This window comes from Bradyrhizobium sp. SZCCHNRI3052, assembly GCF_032484895.1.
Classification (GTDB): Bacteria; Pseudomonadota; Alphaproteobacteria; order Rhizobiales; family Xanthobacteraceae; genus Bradyrhizobium.
In genome coordinates this window covers 206,524-223,476 of sequence record NZ_JAUETW010000012.1, presented here as the reverse complement: position 1 = coordinate 223,476, position 16,953 = coordinate 206,524, and the positions used below count along the sequence as shown (strand labels likewise).

Annotated in this window: 16 protein-coding genes; 7 read left to right on the top strand and 9 right to left on the bottom strand. The window is 63.4% G+C overall.

The features are described from left to right. Positions 1–584: 584 nt before the first annotated feature. From QW887_RS27735 to QW887_RS27715, 5 genes are all read right to left on the bottom strand, one after another. Entirely contained in the window at positions 585–1,310 is a 726-nt protein-coding gene (locus tag QW887_RS27735; RefSeq protein WP_042340409.1) for an alpha/beta hydrolase, read from the bottom strand. Between the two features lie 97 nt (positions 1,311–1,407). Then, positions 1,408–2,298: an alpha/beta hydrolase gene (locus tag QW887_RS27730; RefSeq protein ID WP_316159288.1), complete on the bottom strand. Its 891-nt coding sequence runs from the start codon at positions 2,296–2,298 to the stop codon at positions 1,408–1,410. 159 nt (positions 2,299–2,457) lie between these two features. Continuing rightward, positions 2,458–2,748: a putative quinol monooxygenase gene (locus QW887_RS27725; protein ID WP_315706373.1), complete on the bottom strand. Its 291-nt coding sequence runs from the start codon at positions 2,746–2,748 to the stop codon at positions 2,458–2,460. Between the two features lie 70 nt (positions 2,749–2,818). Further along, the gene (locus tag QW887_RS27720) at positions 2,819–3,490 is read right to left on the bottom strand and encodes a type 1 glutamine amidotransferase domain-containing protein (protein WP_015669964.1); all 672 of its coding nucleotides are present in this window, start codon (positions 3,488–3,490) and stop codon (positions 2,819–2,821) included. A 91-nt stretch (positions 3,491–3,581) separates the two neighbouring features. Beyond that, positions 3,582–4,517: a helix-turn-helix domain-containing protein gene (locus tag QW887_RS27715; protein ID WP_015669965.1), complete on the bottom strand. Its 936-nt coding sequence runs from the start codon at positions 4,515–4,517 to the stop codon at positions 3,582–3,584. A gap of 338 nt (positions 4,518–4,855) precedes the next feature. On the opposite strand from QW887_RS27715, the gene QW887_RS27710 reads away from it, so the two are divergent. The 6 genes from QW887_RS27710 (at position 4,856) to QW887_RS27685 (ending at position 11,639) form a co-directional block, all read left to right on the top strand. Then, the gene (locus tag QW887_RS27710; RefSeq protein WP_015669966.1) at positions 4,856–5,611 is read left to right on the top strand and encodes an alpha/beta fold hydrolase; all 756 of its coding nucleotides are present in this window, start codon (positions 4,856–4,858) and stop codon (positions 5,609–5,611) included. Positions 5,612–5,666: 55 nt separating this feature from the next. Further along, a complete protein-coding gene (locus tag QW887_RS27705; RefSeq protein ID WP_316159289.1) occupies positions 5,667–6,674 on the top strand; it encodes an aldo/keto reductase in 1,008 nt (335 codons plus the stop codon). A 202-nt stretch (positions 6,675–6,876) separates the two neighbouring features. After that, positions 6,877–9,765 carry an ATP-binding protein gene (locus tag QW887_RS27700; protein WP_316159290.1) on the top strand — a complete coding sequence of 963 codons (2,889 nt, stop codon included), beginning with the start codon at positions 6,877–6,879 and terminating at the stop codon, positions 9,763–9,765. Positions 9,766–10,277: 512 nt separating this feature from the next. Beyond that, positions 10,278–10,508, top strand: a complete 231-nt coding sequence (locus QW887_RS27695) for a helix-turn-helix domain-containing protein (RefSeq protein ID WP_083938734.1) — start codon at positions 10,278–10,280, stop codon at positions 10,506–10,508. A gap of 73 nt (positions 10,509–10,581) precedes the next feature. Next, positions 10,582–10,776 (top strand): JAB domain-containing protein, encoded by a 195-nt coding sequence (locus tag QW887_RS27690; RefSeq protein ID WP_315752322.1) that lies wholly within the window; start codon positions 10,582–10,584, stop codon positions 10,774–10,776. Between the two features lie 149 nt (positions 10,777–10,925). Then, complete coding sequence (locus QW887_RS27685; RefSeq protein ID WP_315715305.1) at positions 10,926–11,639, top strand: hypothetical protein; 714 nt, start codon at positions 10,926–10,928, stop codon at positions 11,637–11,639. Between the two features lie 11 nt (positions 11,640–11,650). Here QW887_RS27685 and QW887_RS27680 read toward each other — a convergent pair whose 3' ends face one another. After that, positions 11,651–12,511, bottom strand: coding sequence for a DMT family transporter (locus QW887_RS27680; protein ID WP_315715304.1), 861 nt, complete (start codon positions 12,509–12,511; stop codon positions 11,651–11,653). A gap of 85 nt (positions 12,512–12,596) precedes the next feature. Here QW887_RS27680 and QW887_RS27675 point away from each other — a divergent pair, with 85 nt between their 5' ends. After that, a complete protein-coding gene (locus tag QW887_RS27675; RefSeq protein WP_315715303.1) occupies positions 12,597–14,072 on the top strand; it encodes a PLP-dependent aminotransferase family protein in 1,476 nt (491 codons plus the stop codon). 3 nt (positions 14,073–14,075) lie between these two features. On the opposite strand, the gene QW887_RS27670 is transcribed toward QW887_RS27675, so the two are convergent. From QW887_RS27670 to QW887_RS27660, 3 genes are all read right to left on the bottom strand, one after another. Further along, positions 14,076–14,405: a hypothetical protein gene (locus QW887_RS27670; protein WP_315715302.1), complete on the bottom strand. Its 330-nt coding sequence runs from the start codon at positions 14,403–14,405 to the stop codon at positions 14,076–14,078. A gap of 107 nt (positions 14,406–14,512) precedes the next feature. Next, entirely contained in the window at positions 14,513–16,165 is a 1,653-nt protein-coding gene (locus tag QW887_RS27665) for a PAS-domain containing protein (protein WP_316195484.1), read from the bottom strand. Positions 16,166–16,324: 159 nt separating this feature from the next. After that, positions 16,325–16,921 carry an AprI/Inh family metalloprotease inhibitor gene (locus QW887_RS27660; protein WP_316174645.1) on the bottom strand — a complete coding sequence of 199 codons (597 nt, stop codon included), beginning with the start codon at positions 16,919–16,921 and terminating at the stop codon, positions 16,325–16,327. Positions 16,922–16,953: the final 32 nt, after the last annotated feature.

The following is a 16,953-nucleotide window of genomic DNA, read 5'->3' as shown; positions in this document are numbered from 1 at the left end:
AACCACAACGCGCCAATTCGTCCTCGAAACAGATGGCGTTCACGACGAAACTACTGCCGACTTTTTCAACGGAATCGACCCAAAGCCGATCAGCGGCAGCATCCCCGGCGAAAGACTGGTTTTGGTCCAGAGACATCCGCACTTTGTTCAACGGCTCCTTAGCCCACGCGGACGGTATAGAGAAATTTTGGCGAATTAGACCAGCAATCGGTTACTATCACCAGACGATACTGAGCAGCTGCTTCCACACGCTATAGCCGCAACTCGCGAAAGCACTCTGCCAGCGAATGACGCACCCCAGCCTGTTCTAATCAATCCAGTTGCTGAATGTATTTGCAGCGCTGGGCCGAGCATATGCGCGATCAGAATTGCGATCTGTCTGGGCATCGCTGAGAGGACAAACAACCTGCGCCCGCGCTTCGTTGGTTGCGGATAGACGAGCTGTACGACGGGCTTGGCGTACGAAGGCCATAATCCTTCGCGCGCCCCGAGGTTGATGCATCCTGCGCTGACCCATCAGCACACAACCCGCCGTCTTCATTAGCGTCGCTAGGCCTCGAATAAGTTGATCCGTTTTGCGTCGATTACCGGTCGGCAGACTCGATAAACGCGGCCACCTCCCGCGGATGAGACAGCATCACTGCGTGGCTGCTATTTATTTCTTCCACTCGCGCACCGCTTCGCTTAGCCATCTTTCTCTGTGAACTGGGGGTTATCATGCGGTCCTGAGACGGGATCAGGAAGGAACTCGGCTTTGCCTTCCAGCCCACTTTTGTGGTCTTGGCTTCGACGGCTTTCAGTCCCCATGGCACTTGCGCGGCCGCCATGAACTCAGTCAGCGCCGCAGGGGAATCCGCCGCAAAGGAAGTCGGGAACTTCACGGGATCGACCAGCAGGTAACCGTCTTGCGGCGGCAGCAGGGGCGCCTTCGCCTCGCCAGGCTCTGCCGGCCAGTCATTCAGGGATGCGGCAGATTCGCCAGCGTCCGGCGCAAAGGCCGCGATGTAAGCCAGGCTCTTGACCTTCGGATTGTCGCCAGCCTGTGTGATCACCATGCCGCCATACGAGTGGCCAACCAGCACAACAGGGTATTTGGCTGCTGCGATCACGGCTTCCGTGGCGGCGACGTCACCCTCGAGCGTGATGGTCGGATTCTGGACCACCAGCACTTCGTATCCGCCCTTTTTAAGGAGATCGTATACCGCTTGCCAGCCTGAGCCATCGACAAACGCGCCGTGCACAAGGACGACCGATGTCGTTTTCTGTTGCTGAGCTCCCGCGGAGTTCGACGTGATAGCGAGCGCGCACATTGCCAGCAGAGATGCCAAATAGTTCACAGGAATTCCTTTCGTGTTGTGGGGCGTCGTGATAGATCGGCTACCTTTAAGTTCGTGCGAAAGTCTTGCGTCAGGGCCGTTCATTCGTTCGGTCGAGGAAGTCGCTGATCAGCGGCGCCATCACGTCGAGTTGGTCCTCAAGTGCGAAGTGACCGGTGTCGAGGATGTGTAACTCGGCGTCTGGCAAGTCGCGCAAATAGGAATGTGCGCCGGCTTCAGCGAAGACCTTGTCGTTCTTGCCCCAGAGGATTAGAGCGGGCGGCTTCCTTTCGCGGAAAAACGCTTGGAACGCCGGATAAAGCGGGATATTGGTCGCGTGGTCGTAGAGCAGGTCGAGCTGAATGTCCTTATTGCCGGGACGATCCAGCAGCGCTTGGTCTTGCACCCAATTGTCAGGACTTATGCGCGTCAGATCGCGGACGCCATCGGTGTATAGGAATTTAGTCGCGCGGAGAGAGACGAGGGATGAAAGCGCATTCCTCCGCTCCTCCGTTCCTTCCCTCCAATACGCCTTGATCGGGTCCCAAGCTTCCCGCAATCCTTCTTCGTAAGCGTTGCCGTTCTGGATGATGAGGGAAGTCACGCGCTCCGGATGCTTGAGGGCGAGGCGATAGCCGACCGGTGCGCCGTAATCCATGACGTACATGGTGTAGCGTTTCGCTCCGAGTTGATTCAGCAAGGCGTCGATCATCTCGGCATAGTTCGCAAAACTATAGGAAAAGCGGTTGCGATCCGGCGCATCGCTTTGCCCGAAGCCGGGGTAATCCGGCGCGATGATACGGTATCGGTGGGCTAGATTCGGAATCAGATTGCGGAACATGTGTGAGGACGTCGGAAAGCCGTGCAGAAGGAGAACGACGGGCCCATCTGCTGGCCCAGCTTCGCGGTAGAACACGTTCACGCCGCTGATGGCGGCCGTGCGGTAATGAACGGTTAAATCGCCTACGCTGCCGCCGGGCATTGGCCCGCAACGATGAGCGGGCGTTGCCCCCGGTCCACATGCAGAAGCCGTGGACCTCCCGAGCGATGGATGTGCGCTTACAATGGTTAAGGCGATGAGAGTCGCGCAAGAAAGGCGCATGGCAACTCCTTTATACGGTACGTCGTTCCTCAAACCCGATTATCTCACGTCTACGGATTCCGCGATTACTGCCGTACGTTCGGCCAGTTCGGGAACCCTGGCCAAGTAGGCCTGGTAATGTTGCGAGGCGCGATGTGCTTCGACCGCAGTGATATCTCGGTAGAGCTCATCAAGGACGTAACGATGATCGTTCGAAGTGTCGCGCCAAACGTCCCAACGCAGATTACCGGGCTCTGCCCTGCAATGCGGCGCAAGGCCGACCAGAAGTTCTCTCAGCTCATCGCTTTTGCCGGGGTGAGCAACCAGAAGAGCAGTAATCTTCGACGGCATCGCGATCGACCAAAACTTTTCAGAGTGACTGCTGGCTTCAGTTCAGCCAGGCGATGTTCGGCTGCCTGTCTTATAATTTTCTCAGTGCTGCCAGCAGCTCTTTTGCCAGGCGCCCGGCTGAGGCGGGATTCTGGCCGGTGATGAGACGTCCATCGACGACAACGTGAGGTTCCCAGTTTGCCACGGACGTATATTCGGCGCCCTCTGCCCGCAGGGCGTCCTCAAGTTCGTAGGGAACATCTTCGCGCGCGTAGTCGTACTCTTCCTTCTTCGAGAACGAAGTCAGCTTCTTGCCCTGCACGAATGGCTTGCCATCGCCAAGGTCCACCCCGAGAAGCGCGCACGGACCGTGACAAACGGCCGTCACGAATTTTCCCGTGCTCCAGGCGCGCACGACTGCATTTTGAACGATGGGGTTACGCTGGATGTCGACCATCGGCCCGAGCCCGCCGGGCACGAGAATGGCATCAAAATCCGCAGCATCCACCTCGGCAAGTTTGCGGCTGCGATTGAGGCGGCGAAAAGCCTTGCTTTCAAGAAAGGCCTTTTCCGCAGGATCTTTCTCGTCGTAGGCATCGTAGGGCGTCCATCCGCCTCTCAAGGAAGCGAACTCAACGGCGATGCCTGCCTTGTCAAGAACATCGAACGGATGCGCGACCTCGGCGAAAAAGAAGCCCGTCTTACGATTTTGCGGGCCGATCACCGCTGCGTTGCTGACGATAAACAGGACGTGTTGAGTCATGATTCGTTTCCTGGAGGTATCCATAAAGTCGAAGAGCGCCGCAACGACACTACCCGCGCGGCCCAGAACCGTATTTCCGAATCCTGCGGGATCATGAGCAATCCCTGCGGTACTCCGCATCGGAACGATCGGCATTCACCTCGATCTGGCCGCAGCACAACTCGCGATACTGCCCCGGCGTAAGGCTTGCGGCCTTGCGGAAGACGCGCGTGAAGTTTGCTTGCGAGCCAAAACCGAACTCCAGGGCGATTTCGACCAGCGACAGTCGGTTGCGCGCGAGCTCGTGCCGCGCAGCCTGGACGCGCCGATCGGTCACGTATCGGTGCGGTGACAATCCCGTCGCCTCGCGAAACAGCCGGGAGAAATGATAGGGGCTGAGACAGGCCTGAGCCGCCAGATCCTCGAGTCTGATTTCGTCTCCCAGAGACGACTCGATATAATCGAGCACGCGCTGCAGGCGCCGTGGATCGAGCGACGGAGACCTGTCGGGCGCACGCCAGCGGTCGATCGTATAGTTGCCCAGGAGATGCGCTGCAAGCGCGACTTGAATTCCCTCCACGAACAGCGCGTCAGTCGACTGGCGCGGACGATGAAGCAGATCCCGAAGCGGCGAGCAGATGTGGAAGAGCACCTGGTCCGTCAGACCGTGGGCGTAGGCGATCTCGATCCTTGCCGGATCGATATTGAAGTCCGCAAGCGCGCTCTGGTCCAGCAGCGCCGGCGGGAGGTAGAGGTGAAGACACTCCATCCGGTCCGAAAGCTCGAGATGGCTCTCCTGCGTCCCGACCGGAACGAGGTAGCTCATGCCGGGGCGCGCGAGGCTTTTCTGGACTTCACCGTTGCCGGTGCGACACACCATCCCGCCGCCGGACAGTAGCATTACCAGTTCGGTGCAGATAGGCACCGGCGTCGCCTGGCGCCCCGCTTCGAACTTGCGATGTTCGATGCTCAGCCCTGGCCAATCGTTGGCCGCCGCGAGCTTCTCGCTGTTCTGGTACTTCTGATCTCCATGAGTCACGAGTGCCATCACGACCTCCGCAAGTTGCGGCGAATCCCGGCCCCGTATCGCAAGAGAGCGATCATTCCATCCGGTAAATGAGTGCAGCCCCGGCCCGCTGCCACGCCGATCCTGAATTTCTCACAAGGACCGATAGCGAAGTCCAGAGGCGGCACGGTTAAAAGAAGTAAAAGGCAAGCAAAGCAAAAGGTTGGAGCACGCGCACCGCCGCTTCGAAAGCTGCTCTCATCGAAGATGAGCAAGATGCGTCCATCGTCGCGCAGGAATCGGGAATACCGCAACTTCTCAGCTGCGCTAATGAAGCTCATCAAACGGCAATGTCGCCGTATCAAGGATCGGAGCCTGCTATGAAGCCGCTTATTTCCGCGCTTGTTGCAATGTCGATCGCAACGGCCGTCCCCGCGGTGGCCGCCGAGAAAACCGTTTCCATCGTCCTTGTCCACGGCGCTTTCGTCGACGGCTCGGGCTGGAAGGACACCTACGACATTCTCTCGAATGCGGGCTATGAAGTGCTCGTCGTCCAGCAGCCGACGATCTCGCTTCGTGACGATGTCGCGGAGACCGAACGCGTGATCGCCAAGGCGCGGCATCCGGTCATCCTCGTCGGACATTCCTATGGTGGCATGGTCATCACGGAGGCCGGCGACAATCCGAAGGTTCAGAGCCTTGTCTATCTCGCGGCATATGCTCCCGACGCCGGAGAGTCTGTCAGCACGCTGTCGGAAGGCTCAGTGCCCGCCGGCGAGCAAAAGGGTCCGCTCGTCGTCGAAGGCAACTTTATCTTCGTCGACCGCGACAAATTCCCGACCTCTTTCGCCGGCGGCGTCGACGCTGCGACCGCGCGCTTCATGGCTGCGGCGCAATTGCCGTTTGGATTGCAGGCGGTGCAGTCCAAGGTCGACCGCGTGGCCTGGAAGACCAAGCCGACCTATTACATGGTCACGATGGAGGATCACATTATCCCGCCGACCTGGCTGCGCACCATGGCCAAGCGCTCGGGCGCGAAGGTGACGGAGATCAAAAGCGGCCACGCGGTGATGCTGTCGCATCCGCGCGAGGTCGCGGCCTTCATCAGAAGCGCGGATACCTCCGCGACCGAATGAGACGGGCGGCGCCGCGCACGGGCGGACTTGCCTGTCGCAGACGAGGACACGCAACATGGCCCTCAAGAATATTCTGCCGGGAAGATTGGGCTTCGGCGCGGCGCCGCTCGGCAACATGTTTCGCGACATCCCGGAGCAGGAAGCGCTCGCGACGGTGAGTGCGGCCTGGGACGACGGCATCCGCTATTTCGACACCGCGCCCTTCTATGGCGCGGGTCTTGCCGAGATCCGCATGGGCGCCGCGCTCGCCGACCGGCCGCGAAGCGATTATGTCGTCAGCACCAAGGTCGGAAGATTGATCCTGGACGAGATCGAGGATGTCGGCGCCCGCGACCTCGGCGAGAAGGGGGATGTGTTCAAATACGGGCGTCCGAACAAGATTGTGAACGACTATTCCGAAGACGCGACGCTGCGCTCGATCGAAGACAGTCTGAAGCGGCTCGCGACCTCCCACATCGACATCGCCTTCGTGCATGACGTGGCGCAGGACTTCTACGGCGACGAATGGCTTTCGGTGTTCGAAAGCGCACGCAAGGGGGCGTTCAAGGCGCTCGACCGGCTACGCGACGAAGGCGTGATCAAGGCGTGGGGCCTCGGCGTCAACCGGGTCGAGCCGATCGAACTGCTGCTGGCGCTGGAAGAGCCGCGCCCCGACGGCTTCCTTCTCGCGGGCCGCTACACGCTGCTCGACCATGCGAGGGCGCTTCAGCGTGTGATCCCGATGGTTGCGGAGCATGAGCTCGCGATTGTCGTCGGCGGCCCCTACAGTTCGGGCGCGTTCGTCGGCGGCCCGAATTTTGAATATGCGCCGGCGCCCCCGGAAATCATCGACAAGGTGGGGAGGATCAAGGCAATCGCCGACCGCTACGGCATCAGCATGAAGGCGGCGGGCCTCCAGTTCGTGCTGGCTAACCCGGTGGTGGCTGCCGTCATTCCCGGCGCGAGCCGTCCAGGCCGCATTGCCGAGGATCGCGCCGCGCTCGAGGAAGTCGTCCCCGTCGATTTCTGGCGCGAGCTGCGCTCGCAGGCGCTCGTCAACTCCGCAGCTCCGCTCCCCGGTTGAAGTGGGTGTGAGAGGGTGGTTCGCCGAGGTTCCGACCAATGAAGCGTCGAGATTGTGAGCACAGCGGTTCTTCGCAAGCCAAAAAAATAGCCACACCCGCGTGGTTTTGCGCAGCGGTCGTGAAAGTCAGAACGGCTCACTTCAACAAGTTTGCAGTGCATGATAATACCAAGCGATCTCTTCGATCGATTGGCAATGCGAAATGCGGACGGCCAGACGGCAACGGGGCGCACCTCGACAGAAGCTGACATTCAGCTTCGGCCCGTTTCGACTGGTCCCCGGCCGTCAGTTGCTTCTTCTAGACGAGCGCCCCGTCAAGATTGGCGGACGCGCCTTCGAGCTCTTGCGGCTGCTGGTGCAGCGCCGCGGCGAGCTGGTCAGCAAGAACGAGCTGATGGCGGCAGCCTGGCCGGGCACGTTCGTCCACGACAGCAATCTTAAGGTCAATATGTGGAGCTTGCGGCGCTCGCTGGGAGATACCCAGATCGAGCCCATCTACATCGCGACCGTGGCGCGGCGTGGGTACAAGTTCATCGCCGATGTCCGGGTCGGCATCGGCGAGATCGAGGGGGAGCCTGCGCTGGCCGATCCGCTCCCGCTTTCGCATGCGCCATCGCCGCGCGGCATCGTCGGCCGCGAAGCCGATATCGTTGAAATCGCCGATCTGCTCGCCGAGGACAGGCACGTGACCCTGACCGGCGCAGGAGGGATCGGTAAGACGACCGTAGCCCTGGCCGTCGCCCAGGCGTTCGTGTCAAGGTATCGCGACGGCGTCTGCTTCATCGATCTCGCGACAATCTCCGATCCTACTCTGTTCGGCGCGGCGCTCGTGACGGCACTCGGTATCCGAGGCAATACGGACATGGGGCTGGCTGCTGTCCTCGACTATCTGAGGCCGCGGCAGATGCTGCTCATCCTCGACAATTGCGAGCATGTGCTGCCAGCCGCCACGATCTTTGCCAGCAAGTTCATGACGGACACATCGCCATCCCGGCTGCTTGCCACGAGTCGCGAGCCGCTCGGCACCACCACTGAGCACGTCGTGCGGCTTGGCTCTCTATCTGCTCCGAGTTCAGGCCTTGGGCTGTCGGTGGATCAGGCCGTCAGATTCCCGGCGGTGGAGTTGTTCGTTCGACGCGCCGCCGAATGGTCGGATTACGAGTTCGTCGACGAGGATTGCGACGCCATCGCAGCGGTCTGTCATTCGCTGGACGGGCTTCCCCTAGCCATCGAATTGGCTGCCGCCCAGATCGGCAGGTTCACCCCGCGGGAGCTGTTGGTCGTCCTCGATCAGAGGCTTGGCTTTAGCGCGACCGGGGCCGCCGCCGGGCCGCCGCGCCATGAAACCCTGATGGCAACGATCGATTGGAGCTACCGGCTGCTGTCGCAGACGGAAGCCAGGCTCTTCGCCCTGCTGTCAGTGTTCAGTGACGGGTTCGAGCACGAGGATGCGGTCTTCGTCGCGGAAGCGGCAGGTCTCACGCCGATCGACGTCGCGACCGCACTCGGCAGTCTCGTCGCCAAATCACTGTTGAGCGCGCAGGCGCGGGGCGCGAGCCTGCGCTACCGGCTGCTCGATAGCACGCGTCGCTATGCCGCCGAGCGGCGTCGGGGCGATCCGGCGTGCAGCGGGGCGATGCGCCGCCATGCGGAGCGCATGGCTGCGCTGTTCGAGCAATCCGAGGAGGATTGGAAATGGCGCGAGCCGACCGATTGGACCGAGCGCTACCTTGGCCGCATTGCCGATTTGAGAAGTGCGCTTTCATGGTCGTTCGGCGAGCAGGGCGATGACATCCTCGGAATCAGGCTTGCGGTTGCTGCGATCACCCTGTGGTCGGAGACCTCCATCCTGTCGGAGGCGCAAGCGCGGTTGGAGGTCGCACTCGCGTTGGCCAAGCGCGTTCCATGCGACGATCTGTCCAAGGCAAAGCTCGCCTGTGCCCTCGGATGGAGCCTCTTCTACGCCCGCAAGAGTTCGAACGAGAACGAAGTCACCTGGCTTGACGCAATCGCATTCGCAAGGCGTGCTGACAGTGTCGACCTTCAGCAGCGCGCGCTGACGGGTTTTGCGTTCTATCTGCTCCAGATCGGCGAGATCGCACGTGCCATCACTTATCTCGAGGAGGCCACCTCGCTGGCCGACCGAGACCCCGATTCGACGGCGACATCCGAAGCCGACAAGGCCCTGGCCTGGGCCCACGCCTTCGCCGGCGAATTAAGCAAAAGCCGCCCGGTTCTCGATCGTCTCGCGTCAACCCATTCGCTAGTCCGGGGGCGTTCGCGCAAGGATGCGAATGAGGTCTACCGCTTCATCACCGTCCGCACCAACATGCCTTTTGTAGTGTGGATGCAGGGGCAGGCCGACTACGCCGCTCGACTGGCGCGTGAGGCCGTTGATGCTGCGGACCGCGGTGGCCATTGGGTGTCGCAGTCGAACGCACTTGGGCTCGCCGCACTTCCTATCTCGCTTGAAATCGGCGATCTTGACGCGCTCGATATGTTCACGGAACGCCTGCGTCGCAATCTGGAACGCGAGCGCATCTGGCGCTGGGTTTCGGTCGAGCGCTATTTCTCCGCCTGCCTGCGCGAATTGCGCAGCGATCCGCGCGCGGTGGAGGATATTCGGGCCGCGATTGACGAACTGATCGAATGCCGCTTTCTGATGCGGATCGGCAGCTATCTGGCTTTCCTCGCTCGTGCTTATCTGCGGCAAGGGCGGATCGCGCAAGCGCGTGACGCCGTCACGCGCGCCATCGACTATCAGGAAAGGCAGGGCGAGCGCTGGTGCCGCTCGGAACTTCAGCGAGTCAATGCATCTATCCTTCTTGAGGATGGCGAAACAGTCCGCGCTGAAAAGCTATTAAAGGAGGCGCTGGCTGAAGCTCGCGCTATCGGCGCGTTAACTTTCGCGCTTCGGATCGCCACCGACCTCGCCGCTCATTGGGCGGCGACAAACCGCGAGATGGACGCGGTTCAATTGCTCGCTCCGATTTTTGGCGAATTCACCGAAGGGTTTGGTACGCAAGACCTTGTTCGTGCCTCCCGATTGTTGGCTCAGATAGAGAACCGTACAAGTGGCGTAGGACTCTAAAAACATGCCCCCGAGCACAAGTTGGTGCAACTGGCAAGCCATCGGTCAGAAGGGCTACGAGTTCTGATTGGATTTTTACTCGACTTCTGGAGCGCGGCAAATGCCTCGGGCATCCGCTACTCTCGCGGATACTTCCGCTTCTGGTCCATCTCTGACCTTGCCACCGACGCCGGCTGCGTCCGGTGTTGGAGGGAAAGCGGACCAAAACGCGATTGCGCTGTGACGGTCGCTTTTGACCCTAACTCTGTGAAAACGCCGCGGGTCCGAGTTCCGAGCTCGATCCGGGCTGACGAGAAGGATCTTCCGGAGGTCCTTCGGCTCGAGCATGTCCTTCGTGATTTTCACGTGCTCGATCTCGTCGAAATATTCGGCTCGATCTCGGGTTGACGTGGACGATACGCCTTTGCGTGGCCGTTAGCCTTCTCTTTCACTATCGACAATGCATCCAGCTTCCGAGAGCGTTCAGGACCGTGAATTACTGAATTCATGGTCGCGTGATCGGGAGTGCGGCAATGGACGATCGAAAATATCTGACGCCAGAGGAAGTCTCGGAGCGCTACCGTGGCGCGGTCAGCGTCGGGACCCTTCGCAACTGGCGAGCGATGCGCGTCGGACCCGCCTTCGTCAAAATCGGGAAAGCGGTCCTATATCCGGTTGGCGAACTCGATGCTTGGGACAAGAGAAACATGGTGTCCTGCCGTGCGCCAGGACGATCACCGATGACTGGGCCTGATCAGGCGTGATGATCACGATTTGGCGTGCACTACCGTCCCCACTCTCCGTCCCCCGCTTGATGGTCGGCCTGCTAAATCCGTTATTCTTCAATTACATAGCTGCGGCGCTACGCTCATGCACAATCACCCTTCGGGCGATCCGACGCCGTCGCAGGCCGACATCCGGATGACCAAGACGATCGTGGAGATCGCCAAGCCGCTGGGCATCACGGTTCACGACCACATCATCGTCGGAAGGAATGGCCACACCAGCCTGAAGAGCATCGGGGTGATGTGAAGGCGCGACGCCGACGAGACGACGCATGCAGCGTGCTGCGGTCGGAGCTGCCAAAAGATCGCCGCGGGATGGACGAAACGTCGGGCCGGTTTGAACCGGACGTCTTCCCGCGCCGGCTAATGCGGGCGAAGCGTGGAGAGGAATGACGGATGCGCGCGCCCTTCATCGGACTGATCCTGAGCGTCCTGACCGTCACGGCGGCGGCTGCCTACGACGCCAACGATCCCGCCATTTGCAATGGCATCGGCTGGGACGATGCGCGGCCGCTCGTCGTCGCCAAAGTGAGCGGCCAGCCACGCGTGAACTTCGTCAAGAGCCCCTATGACGATGACTTCAAGGCCGCAGGCTGTCCCGCTGCGACCGACGCCTGCCGGAAGAAGGCTTACCTCGTCCGCGACGACCTCGTGCTGATCGGAAGGACCCGCGGCGATTTCGTCTGCGTCAGCTACCAGCAGCCGCATGCGAAGGCCCAGATCTGGACCACCGGCTGGTTGCCGCGCGCAGCCCTCACCGCTGTCGAGCCGATGGCCGCGCCGGCGACGGCCGACTGGTCCGGAAGCTGGGAGCACCCTGGAGGGGGACTGACGATCAGGAAGGAGGCCGGCAACCGGCTCAGGATCGAAGGCGATCAGGTGTTGCCGGCCGGGCGCGAGTTGCGCAACGGATCGCTCGGCGCGACGGCAGAGCCCAAGGGCGGCCTGATCGCCTTCGTCGACGACGGCAGCACACCGTTCGAGCGGCCGAATGCCGGCGACGAGTGCCGCGTGCGCCTGCAGCGAATCGGCGCGCTTCTGCTGGTCGAGGACAACAATGATTGCGGCGGTGCCGGCGTCAGCTTCACTGGACTCTATCATCGCAAATAGCCGCCGACGGCTCATGCCCAGCGGCGCGCCATTGCCACACAGAGGACGACGATTCCGGCTGCGGCAATCATCGTTGCCGACACCGGCTCATGCAGCAGCAGGCTCGCGAAACCGAGGCCGAGGAAGGGCTGCAGCAGTTGCAGTTGGCCCACCGTCGCAGTGCCGCCGCGCGCGAGCCCGCGGTACCAGAAGGCGAAGCCGACGAACATGCTGAAGACGGAGACGTAGGCGAGGCCCAGCCACGCCGCGGCCGTGATGTCGTGTGACGCGCCGGGCAGCGTCAGCACCGCCATCGACAGCATCAGCGGTGCAGACAACAGCAGCGCCCACGAGATCACCTGCCAGCCGCCGAGCCGGCGGGTGAGCATGGCGCCCTCGGCATAGCCCAGGCCGCAGACGACGATCGCAGCGATCATCGCGAGATCGCCGATCGGCGCCGCGACGCCGTCCCGCGACAGGGCGAAGCCCGAGACCGCCGCAGCGCCAAGTGCTGCGAACAGCCAGAACAACGGGCGCGGCCGCTCGCCGCCGCGCAGCACGCCGAACAAGGCGGTCGACAACGGCAGCAGACCGACGAACACGATCGCATGGGCCGAGGTGATGTGCTGGAGCGCCAGGGCGGTGAGCAGCGGAAAGCCGATGACGACACCGAGCGACACGACCGCCAGCGACATCAGGTCGCGCCGGCCGGGAAGCGGCTGCCGCAACAGCGTGAGACAAAGCGCGCCCAGCACGGCCGCGAGCGTCGCGCGTGCGCCCGTCAGGAACAGCGGCGAAAAACCCTCCAGTGCCGCCCGCGTCGCCGGCAGCGAGCCGCTGAAGATCGTCATGCCGATGATGCCGCTCCCCCAGCCTTCGATCGATCCCTTCATGCACGGCTCCTCCTTGCAGATCCCATAGCCCGATCGGGCTTGTTGCGGCAGCGACAGACCGATACAATTTTGACAATCTGTACTGATGCAAAGGGCAACACACTTGGGACCAGGGACGCCCGATTCCCGCCGAGGCGGCTCGCGGACCATCGCCGTGGTCGATGCGATCCGGCAGCGTCTGGCGACGCGCGCGCTCAGCGCCGGCCAGCGCCTGCCCTCGATCCGCGCCTTCGCCGCGGCGATGGGCGTGTCGCCGGCCACGGTGGTCGAGGCCTATGACCGGCTCGCCGCCGAGGGCGTGATCCGTGCCCGGCGCGGCTCCGGCTTCTATGTCGCCGACACGGCGCTGCCGCCGCTGGCCCTCGCCGATCGCGAGCCGCGCCGTCCGCGCGCGGTCGACCCGTTCTGGGTGTCGCGGCAGTCGCTCGACGCCGGACCGGGAACGCTGACGCCCGGCTGCGGCTGGCTGCCGGCCGAGTGGATGCCGCAGGACGCGCTGCGGCGCGCGGTCCGCGCGCTGGCGCGCAGCGCCGGCCCTGTTCTGAGCGATTATGGCGGAGCGCGAGGATCGCCGGCGCTACGACGGCTGCTGCAGGGCCGCCTTGCCGGCATCGGCATCGACGCGTTCAGCGAGCAGTTGGTGCTGACCTCGTCCGGCACGCAGGCGATCGACCTGATCTGCCGCATGCTGCTGCGTGCCGGCGACGCCGTGCTGGTCGACGATCCCTGCTATTTCAACTTCCTCGCGCTGCTGCGCGCGCATCAGGCGCGGATCATCAGCGTGCCGATGACGCCGGGCGGACCCGACATCGCGCAGTTCGAGGCGATACTCGCGGCCGAGCGCCCGCGGCTCTACATCACCAATTCCGGCCTGCACAATCCGACTGGGGCGACGCTGTCGCTGCAGACGGCGCACCGGCTGCTCAACGCCGCGTCGGCGCATGACACGATCATCGTCGAGGACGACATCTACGGCGATTTCGAACCCGAGCCGTCGCCGCGGCTCGCCGCACTCGACGGGCTGACGCGGGTGATCCTGGTCGGCAGCTTCTCCAAGACACTGTCGGCCTCGGTGCGCTGCGGATACATCGCGGCGCGCGCGGACTGGATCGAACCGCTGATCGACCTGCAGATCGCGACCGGCTTCGGCGGTCCCGGACAATTCGCCGCGGAGACCCTGACCCAGGTGCTGACCAGCGGCAGCTACCGCAAGCACGTCGAGGAGCTGCGCGCACGGCTTGGGCGAGCACGGCCGCGCGTGGCGGCACGGCTGCAGCGCATCGGTATCGCCCCATGGCTGATGCCGCGCGGCGGCTTTCATCTGTGGTGCAGGTTGCCGGACGGCTGTACGGCAATCGAGGTGGCCCAGGCCGCGCTCGATGAACACGTGGTGCTCGCGCCCGGCGACGTCTTCAGCGCGGCGCAATCCGCCGCGACGATGATGCGCTTCAACGTCGCGCATTGCGAGGATCCGCGCGTCATCAACGCGCTGGAGCGCGCGACAAAGCCACCGGCCGCGCGTTCGTTGCGCCGCCAGGCGGTCAATTCAGCCGACCGATAAGACTTAGTAGCAGTAGCGCGGGTGTGCGCGGACCCATGAGCCGTCGCCGCGCTGCAAATAGCAGCCATTGCGATAGGAATAATAGCCGCCACGACGGCGCTCGCCATCGGCCGCGATTGCAGCTCCGGTACCGGCCCCGATCACGGCGCCGATCGCAGCGCCCCGGCCGCCGCCGATCGCGCCGCCCAGGATCGCTCCGCCGGCGCCGCCGAGGATCGCTCCGCCGAGTACGTCCTGCGCGGCAGCCTGATGCACCGGCGCGACGACGGCGAGCGTGAGCAGCGCCGCAGCGCCGAGGCGGGTAGCAAAGGGAATCCCCAGACGTCGGATCATGGACAGGCCTCCGTTCCGGGCACGCTAGTCCGCCCGGCGTGGCCGTTCTTGATGCAGATCAAGGCGACGTCAAGGCAGGGCAATCCACGGCCTTGCCACGTGACGCATCATGCCGCCACGCGCTGATCCTGGGTGCGGTCCTCGATGATGCTGAGGAGATATTTCGGCTCGCCCTCGCCGATCGAGACCGGCAGCCGGCGCACGACGATGTCGCGCGGACCGTTCCCGGGTGTGAGGATGCTATGGGCTCGCGGCTCATCGTCGCCGCGCCCTGCGAGCTGGTCGCGGGCGGCTTCCTCGAGGATTGCGCCGGTCGGCGCGGAGAACAGTTCGCCCGGCGTGCGGCCGATGATGTCGGTGCGTGGCACGCCGAACAGGCGCTCGGCGGCGCGATTGACGAACATGTAGCGCAGCGACTGCGCATCCTTGGCCAGCACCGCCTGCGGGATGTTCTCCAGCAATGCGGCGAGGAAATATTCGGCGCGCGCGAGCTTGCGCTCGGCACGGCGCTGCGCGGTGAAATCCTCATGAGTGGCGATCCAGCCGCCGCCGTCCATCGGACGCTCCGAGATGCGGATGATGCGGCCGTCGGCGAGCTCGACCTCGACGATCTCGGCCCGTCGCTCCTTCATGCGCTCCCGTAGCGCGGCGAGGAACTCCGACGGCTTCTCGCGCAGCAGGCCCAGCTTGGCGCGATGTGCGAGAATCTCGCGTACATGCGCACCGGGCTTCGCAACCGAGGCAGGAAGGCCGTAGAGCTTGCGGTACTGCTCGTTGACGATCAGCACATAGCCGAAGCTGTCGAGCATGATCAGGCCCTGGGCCATGTTGGCGACCGCGGCATCCAGACGCTGCTGGTTGCTGAGCGCGCCCTGCTCCAGCCGCTCGTGCTCGCGTAGGATGTCGGCGTGCTGGCGCTCGATCTCGACCTCGTGCTGCTCGAGCTCCTGAATCCGGAAGGCGCCGTTCTGGAAAGTCTCCACCGCATGGGCGACCCGTCCGATCTCGTCATGGCGCCGCGCATGGGGAATCTTGAGCTTGATGCGGCCGGCGGCGATGCGGTCGGTGACGCGGGCGATGTCCAGCAGCGGCATCAGCACGCCCCAGCGCAGCGCCAGCGCCGCGGCCGCGATCAGCAGGATGATCACCGCCCCGAGCGCGCCCAGATAGAACGCGGCCATGCCGCGCGCGTCGGCCGCCTCGCCGAGCTCGCGGGTGCGGTCGGCATAGAGCCGCGACAATTTCTCGAGGTCCTCGTTGAGCGCGGTGCGCACCGCGCGATTCTCGTCATTGTCGCCGAGCTCGCGCGCCGCCGACGATCCGACCGAGATCGTCTGCCGCGCCATCTCGGTGCGGAATGCGACGAACTGATCGATCCGCTTCCTGAACGGGGCGAACAGCGCGGCGTCGTCATCTGTGACCCGGCTTTCCCATTCGTCAACCACCTTGCTCAGCTGCGCGATCTTCGCAAGCTGCGAATCGGCGTAGCGCCGCGCGACGGTGCGGTCCAACGACATGTAGATGCCGCGCGATTCCATCACGACCGCGTAGATCAGCGCGTTGGTGCGCTCGATGTTGTGGGCTGCAATGGAAAGCGCTTCGAGCCGATCGTAGAACAGGCGCTGCTCGCGCAGCGCCGACAGCGCGCCCAGTGTCGACAGCATCACCAGGACGGCGAACGCGGCCGCAGCCGCAGAGATCTTGTCGTTGAGGCTGAACGACGGCAGCGACCTGTTGAACCGGCGCAACAACTCACGCATGGCGGTCCCCCTCGATGGAGTACAACCATCAGACGCAAGATGCGTAAACAACAAGTTCCAATCAGTGGAACAGGCGTGTAACCGGCCGTTAACCAAATCCGATGCCGGAAGAAGCTTGCCCGCCGCGCGGCAAGGGCGCTCAACGGCGCGCGTCTCGTCCTACTGCCTGAGCATGATCAGCGGATTGGCGCTGTCGGGCACCAGCCGCCACTGCGCATTGTCGTCCGCCTCGAACCGCCAGGTCTCGCCGCGGTCCGACATCAGCATCATCTGGCCGTGCTCGAGCCGCCACTGGCTCGGCGCGAACGCTGCGATCATGGGGTCGCATTTCGGCTTCACGAACACCTGGAAATTGTCGTGGCCGGCGTCGTTGTTGGTCAGCACCAGGCTGCAGATCGTGGCGCCGTTGCCGCGGACCATCGCCCAGTCGCCAATCATCTGGTCCATCGATTTCGCCAGCGACCGCGCCGCCGCCAGGTTCTGCAGGATGTAGACGCCCTCGCCCTGGCGCAGTCCTTCGAAGATGCCGGCCTCGACCTCGGTGAAGTCGATCACCGCCTCGCCGTTGGCGGCCTGGAGACTGACGATGTCGAGGCCCTTCACGGTCCAGCCGGCGATGTCCTTGGTGAAGGGCAGCGCGGCGGCGCAGCCCGGCTCCAGCTCGAGCTTCTGCCCGCGCGGCGCCGCGTCCGGCTTCAGGGTCACGACGCAGGTCTTGCTGCGCTCGGTGGTCGCAAGCTCCCACTGCCCGATCATCGCTTTCTTCAGGCCGGCGGCGTCCTGCGCGA